The sequence below is a fragment of the Nocardia sp. genome (assembly GCF_025465275.1).
Taxonomy (GTDB): domain Bacteria; phylum Actinomycetota; class Actinomycetes; order Mycobacteriales; family Mycobacteriaceae; genus Nocardia.
Genome location: NZ_JAODNK010000044.1, coordinates 35,149 through 41,521 on the forward strand (window position 1 = coordinate 35,149; position 6,373 = coordinate 41,521).

Here is a 6,373-nt window from a genome sequence, read left to right on the forward strand (position 1 = left end):
GTGAACAGGCGACGAATCAGAGCGTCGTGAGATCGGTGTTCGCGCCACAGAGCACGACCACCGGCCGCTCCCCCGGCGCAGGCACGTACGCACCGCTCTGAATCGCGGCCACTGCGGTAGCTCCGGCCGCTTCGACGACGATCCGGAATTCCCGCCACAGGTATTCGCGCGCCATCACGATCGCATCGTCGCTGACCAGCACCGACCGCACCGCGTACCGCTGCGCCACCTCCATGGCGATATCACCGATCCGGCTGGCGCCCAGCGCATCCGAGGCCACGCTCGACACCTCGACATCCACCGGATGCCCCGCCGCCAGCGCGGCGTGCAAGGTCGGCGCACCCTGCGGTTCCACCCCGATCACCCGGCCACGCAGGCCCAATGCCACCGCGATCCCGGCGACCAGTCCGCCGCCACCGACCGCCACCAGCACCGGCGGCCGACCCCGCACCTGCTCCTCGATTTCCAGCCCCACCACGCCCGCACCGGCCACGATCTCCGGCAGATCGTAGGCGTGCAGCTGCATGGCGCCACGCTCCTTGGCGAGCTGGCAGGCATAACGGTGCGCTTCCGCGTAAGTCGTTCCGTGCCACAGCACCTCGGCGCCGTGCGACCACATGGCCGCCACCTTCGTATGCGGCGCGGACTCCGGCACCACCACCGTGCAGGACAGTCCGCGCAGCGAACTTGCCAGCGCCGCGGCAATACCCGCATTGCCGCCGGAGGCGATCACCACACTGCCGCTGCCGGCCCGGGCCTGCAGCAGCGCATTGAGGCAGCCGCGCACCTTGAAGGTGCCGCCGTGCTGCAGATGTTCGAGCTTCAAGGTGACCGGAACCGGGCCGCGCGGGCCCAGGATCTCGGTGTGGAACACGGGCGTCTTGCGGATCTGCCCGTACAGCAAGCGGCGCGCCCGCCGCACATCGGATCGATAGAGCCGCTTGACTTTCCCGGTCGCCTGGGCGACGTCACTCACTTACGTACCTCTCGATCACGCCGGGCCAGCTCGGCATACATGGCGTTGTACGAACTGAGTTCCGCATCGTCATCGCGGTCCGCGGCGCGATCGATTCTCGTGGCCAGCTTCTTATCGCTGCGTGACCATTGGATGAGCAGTGCCAGCATCACCACCACCAGCGGTATTTCACCGCTGGCCCAGGCGAGGCTACCGCCGGTGTGCTGATCCTCGAGCAGGTTGTTGTTCCAGCCCAGGCCGAGCGCGCGATAGAACCAGCCGCCCAGCACGGTTTCCATACTCATGAGCGCGATACCGAAGAAGGCGTGGAAGGGCAGTGATCCGAACACCATGCCCAGCCTGGTGAGCGGCTCCACCTGTCGCGGCTTGGGATCGATACCGATGACCACCCAGTAGAAGAGGTAGCCGCTGAGCAGGAAGTGCACATTCATCAGAATGTGCGCGCCGTGCGAGCCGACGAACTGATCGAAGACGCCACCCAGATACAGCACATAGAAACCGGATACGAAGAACACCGCGGCGACCACCGGCTGAGTCATGAAGCGCGACACCGGGTTGTGCACGGCGGCGAGAATCCACTCGCGCGGTCCCGGAGGCGCGTCGCGACCGGCCGGCGGCAGGGCACGCAGGGCCAGCAGCACCGGGCCGCCGAGCGCGAACAAGATCGGGGCCAGCATGGAGAGCATCATGTGCTGGCCCATATGCACGCTGAACATGGCCGGCGCGTACCGGCCGATGCCGGAACTCGTCGCGATCAGCAGCACCACGCAGGCAGACATCCAGGAGATGGTCCGACCCACCGGCCACGCGTCACCGCGCCGGCGCAGCCGCCGCACACCCAAGAGATAGAGGACAGCCAGCACGATGGCGAGCGTCCCGAACATCAGATCGAAACGCCAGTCGAACGCGAGCCGGCTGATGCTGGGCGGTCCGGCCAGGTTGTAGCCGATCTCCACCTCGGCCGGAGTCGGGATCTTGCGCAGATCCGGCGGCGGTGTGCGGCCCAGGCCGACGGCGAGTCCGATGGTGGCCGCGAAGATCAGCACCTCCACGCCCGCGAATCGAACCAGCGCGCCGCGATCGTCCGGATCCTTGTCGAGTGCGGGCAGCGCCCGCTTCCGCTGCAGGAATCCGATGATGCCGAGCACAATCAGCGCGGTCGCCTTGGCCAGTACGAGCCGGCCGTAAGTAGTACTGAGCAGATCCGCCCACGGCACGCGGATCCAGGCATTGATCACACCGCTGATCGCGATCACCACATAGGAAACAGTGGCGACCTTCGAGAATCGGCGGGCGGCCAGCGCGGTGTATTTGCCCTCACGCAGTGCGTAGGCCAGCACCGCGAACAATCCGCCCACCCAGAAGCACGTCGAAAGCAGGTGCAGGATCAAACTATTGGTGGCGATATCGTGCGCGCCGCCCGCCGACGAATGTCCGGTGAGCGCGACCGGCAGCAGTGACACCACCGAGAGCAGCAGCAGCGGCGGCGTCCAGCCCCAGCGCAACGCCACTCGGCAGCCGACCGCGAGCGCCACCACGAAAAACACTGTGAATCGCCATGACCCGGCCACATCGACCTGATCGGCGGCGCGCCACACCGCTTCCGGACGCAGTGAATTCTGGAACGGTTGCCCGGTGGTATCCGACAGCGTCAGCGGTACCAGCAACGCCGCCGCACCCGCCCACACCAGCGCCGAGTTCCCGGCGCGCCGCAGCGCACGGTACCCGCCGACATCGAGCAGCCCGCTCGCCTGCGGCGGTACGAAGAACGCCGCGAACAGCAGCGACCCGACAGTCACAGCCGCAGCAAGATCAGCAACGGCCCGCACGGCAGGCAATCCATACGTGGTCAGCGGCCCCGGATCCGGAATGCCCAGCAGACTCAGCGCCTGCGATGCCGAAAGCCCGACCACCATCGCCGCCACCACCGCGGTGATCGCGCCACCCATGGCGGCAATCGCCGTGAATGTCGCCCCCGAACTCGTCCGATTCGCTGAGGCGTCAGTAGCTACGGGCGGGTCCTGCGGTGACGACATCCACCCAGGGTAGTTCGGAGTAAGGGTCCGGACTCCCCGGGGGTTTACGGTCTTCTGGTCTGCACTACCCGCCCGACGCGCCGAACGGTTGCTAGGCAACCAACCGAACACGATCTGGACGCTCGCTATACTTAACGCGCTGGACACCACGATCAATATGGGTCAAGGTGTTTGGTGGCCGCATCGCCCACGATGCCCCGCACTGCCTCCGTAGCTCAGTTGGATAGAGCAAGGGCCTTCTAATCCCTAGGTCGCAGGTTCGATTCCTGCCGGGGGCGCACACCAGGCTTGACCTTTACCCAGGTCAGGCCGGGTACCCACACCAAGTACCCAACCATCGAATCAGAGAAACCCCAGGTCGCCGGTCGCAGGTTCGCATCATACGGGGGTTGCTGTCAGCTAGCACCCCAGCTCAAAGCCCCTATAGAGCAGGATAGCCAGCTCAGCCGACCTCCGAAATGCCTTTGGCGCAGAGAGCCTCCGCCCGCCCGGACTGCACGACGCGGATCCGGTCGCCGGGCGTATCTTGTCGTGGTTGTCGAGATCGTGGTCCTCCTCCAGGTCCGCCAGCATCGCGGCGCAACTCTCTTACTGCCCGCAGCTGACAGCTGATATGCCGGAGCGAAAAAGGACATCCGCATCCTTCCAAGCCTCGTCTGCCCGGTTGGCGCTGAGTTGAAGTTTGTCGCGGAACTGGTTCTTGGTTTCGTTGGCTTCGCGTGCGCATCGACGGCTCCGGCCAATTCCATCCTCGGCGAATCGGACCCGGGGTTCACGTAGAACTTGCCGTCCCTGAGTAGAACTTTGACGGTATCGCCCGATACGCCGAGTTGGGCTGCGATCTCTGTACGGGAATGGCCGACTGAGAGGCCGGAAAGCTTTCGGACAGCGGATATTTGGTTTCCTACGCTGCCTGGTTCCGTTGAAACCAGTCGGCCTCTACCTCGTTCGGTGTCCGGTAGTTTGAACGCGGTCGGCAGGTCTATCTCAACGGCGCGCCAATCCGGAATTCGAAGAGCGCCGACACGGTGTCGTAGATGACCGATGTAGCCAGGGTTCCGTGTCGCATTTGCTTAGGCGTGTCCCGCAGACCTTGGAGGTCCGCCCCCCGGAGAAATCCTGTCGCGTCCAGGGTCGCCACCGTCCGCACGAATACCTGCTGCGGCGCCGGGCTGGCATCGAGTTGCGCAGGCGCAGTAGGGAATTCCTCAGCGACGATCCGTGCGCCGAACCACAGTTCCTGCGTGTCATTCATATGCCGGACATCGGAGGCGAACAGCATGGCCGCTTTCGCCCACGCGGCCGGATCGGCGGGAGTTATCCCGAACTGGGGGCGATCGAGGATCCGACAAGACCTGCTGCGTCGGTGTAGTGGTAGAGCAGTTCCTTGCTCACGCGGATACTCGTTTGTGTTCGTCCTCGCCTTCGCCACACCGGCCCGCAGTCCACCCAGCAGATCGGAGAGCTGTTGCACTGGAATGGAATAGGTTCACGATCGCTGGCGGCCCGGTGCGCGGGTGGCGTAGGGTGTTCGCGCCGATCACATCACCTGCCCGATGGCCCATACTTACAACGGGCGCCATCGGAATGACATCACGTACAACCGAAATCGTTTGTTGCTGTACAGGTCAGGAGCGCCCTGCGCTGGCGAACCGCCGAGCCGGCATTCAGTCGGAGCGGGGCCTGAGGAGGTCATCGACAAGGGTGTCCACCAGATCCCGGGGGATGCTCGATCTCGTCAGCGCGCGATAGACGATCGGGCCGACCAACGCGTCCATCGTGGCGTCGGGCCCGAGCCTGGGCGAGATCTCTCCGGTTTCGATTGCGCGCGCGAGCATGTCGCGTTCCTGTGTACGGCGTGGGTCGAGATAGCGCTCGTGAAAGCTCGCGGCGGTGCCGGGGTTGTGCTGCGCCTCGGCGATGAGCGTCAGCAGGACCTGGCCGGCGGGGTCACGGGTGAGGAATCGTGCGAAGGCGCGAAGGTAGCCGCGGATGCTCTCGGCCGTCGGCTCCTGTGTCGGGAAAGGCAGGCGTTTGCCGGTGTCTTCGATGAGCGTGTCGAGGAGGATCTCGACTTTGGAGGGCCACCAGCGGTAGATGGTCTGCTTGGCGACGCCGGCGCGGCGCGCGATCGCCTCGATGGTCAGCGCGCCGAAACCGTGTTCGACGAGCAGATCGTCTGCGGCGTGCAGCACGGCCAGTCGTGCGGCCTCGTCGCGTCGGCTGCCAGAGCGCGGCCGTTCGGTCGGAGAGCTCGTGGCGGGCATGTGAGCACAATACCCGGCCGCTCCACCGTGATATTGTCTAGACGCAACGTCTCGTCTAGACAAACTTTGCGAAGGAGTCACTGTGTCCACCACATCCGAGCGCCGAGCTCTCGTCATCGGAGCCTCCCGAGGGTTGGGGCTCGTCCTCGCCACCGAGCTCACCCGACGCGGCTGGAAGGTCACCGCCACGACACGCCAGCACGGCGGCGAACTGGCGGCTCACGCCGATGCCTCGAACGGAAAGCTGAGGGTCGAACCGTTGGAGATGACAAGCTCCGAAGAGCTTGCCGCCCTGCGCAATCGCCTCGAAGGCACCCGGCTCGATCTGCTCTTCGTCAACGCCGCGATCGACCGCGGCAATCTGCCGATCAACCAGGTCCCGACCGACATGTTCACCGAGGTGATGATCACCAACGCCCTGAGCCCGCTGCGCGCCCTCGAGGCCCTGCGGGGACTGGTCGCACCTGGCGGAACCGTCGCGATCATGTCCTCCGAGCAGGGCAGCATCTCGCAGAACACCGAGGATGGCTACGAGCTGTACAAGGCCAGCAAAGCCGCCCTCAACCAGCTGATGCGCAGCTACGCCACCCGCAACGCCGACGATGGACAGACCAAGCTGCTGATCGACCCCGGCCACAATCAGACAGAGCTCGGCGGCCCCGACGCGCCCCTCACCCCGCAGGAGAGCATCCCCGCCGTCGTCGACGTCCTCGAAGGGCAGGCAGGCATCCCCGGCCTGCAGTTCCTGGATCGCCATGGTGAGAGCGTCCCGTGGTAGAGCTTCAGGTCAAAGCACCAAAGCTGCGCCGCCCTCACCGCTCGAGCGCCTCCGGCGCTGTTGGATCGGCGGTTCACACCTCCCATCCCGCACTCCCGGGCGCGCCGGGATAACAGCGTGCGGCGCAGGTGAATTCGATGTTCTGCTGATCGGTTGTCGGGTCAATATTTCTCGGGGTGGTCGGCGCGTACGTGCGCACGCATCCCCTGCAGGCCGAACAGAATCAGCAGCTCGACCACGCCGTCGTCCGCGCTGCCCAGCCAGTGTGGCAGGGATGTATCGAACTCGGCGGCCTCACCGGGCGGCAGGGTCAGGT

The 6,373-nt window shown here is 65.5% G+C and carries 5 protein-coding genes, 1 tRNA gene and 1 pseudogene; 2 read left to right on the top strand and 5 right to left on the bottom strand.

Annotated features, from left to right (window positions below):
* Positions 1 to 16: 16 nt before the first annotated feature.
* Both JWN03_RS10000 and JWN03_RS10005 read right to left on the bottom strand, forming a co-directional pair.
* A complete protein-coding gene (locus JWN03_RS10000) occupies positions 17 to 976 on the bottom strand; it encodes a threonine/serine dehydratase (protein ID WP_297613041.1) in 960 nt (319 codons plus the stop codon).
* Entirely contained in the window at positions 973 to 3,012 is a 2,040-nt protein-coding gene (locus JWN03_RS10005) for a cytochrome c oxidase assembly protein (RefSeq protein ID WP_297613044.1), read from the bottom strand. The genes JWN03_RS10000 and JWN03_RS10005 overlap by 4 nt, the downstream gene beginning before the upstream one ends.
* 204 nt (positions 3,013 to 3,216) lie before the next feature.
* On the opposite strand from JWN03_RS10005, the gene JWN03_RS10010 reads away from it, so the two are divergent.
* Positions 3,217 to 3,290 (top strand) — tRNA-Arg (locus tag JWN03_RS10010).
* Between the two features lie 704 nt (positions 3,291 to 3,994).
* Here JWN03_RS10010 and JWN03_RS10015 read toward each other — a convergent pair.
* Both JWN03_RS10015 and JWN03_RS10020 read right to left on the bottom strand, forming a co-directional pair.
* Positions 3,995 to 4,294, bottom strand: coding sequence for a hypothetical protein (locus tag JWN03_RS10015; RefSeq protein WP_297613045.1), 300 nt, complete (start codon positions 4,292 to 4,294; stop codon positions 3,995 to 3,997).
* A gap of 385 nt (positions 4,295 to 4,679) precedes the next feature.
* A complete protein-coding gene (locus JWN03_RS10020) occupies positions 4,680 to 5,279 on the bottom strand; it encodes a TetR/AcrR family transcriptional regulator (RefSeq protein ID WP_297613047.1) in 600 nt (199 codons plus the stop codon).
* A gap of 82 nt (positions 5,280 to 5,361) precedes the next feature.
* On the opposite strand from JWN03_RS10020, the gene JWN03_RS10025 reads away from it, so the two are divergent.
* On the top strand, positions 5,362 to 6,057 hold the full coding sequence (locus JWN03_RS10025) for an SDR family NAD(P)-dependent oxidoreductase (protein WP_297613049.1): 696 nt from the start codon (positions 5,362 to 5,364) through the stop codon (positions 6,055 to 6,057).
* A gap of 161 nt (positions 6,058 to 6,218) precedes the next feature.
* Here the strand turns inward: JWN03_RS10025 and JWN03_RS10030 are convergent.
* Positions 6,219 to 6,373 (bottom strand): annotated as a pseudogene (locus JWN03_RS10030) (XRE family transcriptional regulator); the annotation flags it as partial.

Coding starts and splice junctions, on each gene's coding strand:
- JWN03_RS10005 (WP_297613044.1), bottom strand. CDS start 3,012: ATGTCGTCACCGCAGGACCCGCCCGTAGCTACTGACGCCTCAGCGAAT.
- JWN03_RS10015 (WP_297613045.1), bottom strand. CDS start 4,294: ATGCTGTTCGCCTCCGATGTCCGGCATATGAATGACACGCAGGAACTG.
- JWN03_RS10020 (WP_297613047.1), bottom strand. CDS start 5,279: ATGCCCGCCACGAGCTCTCCGACCGAACGGCCGCGCTCTGGCAGCCGA.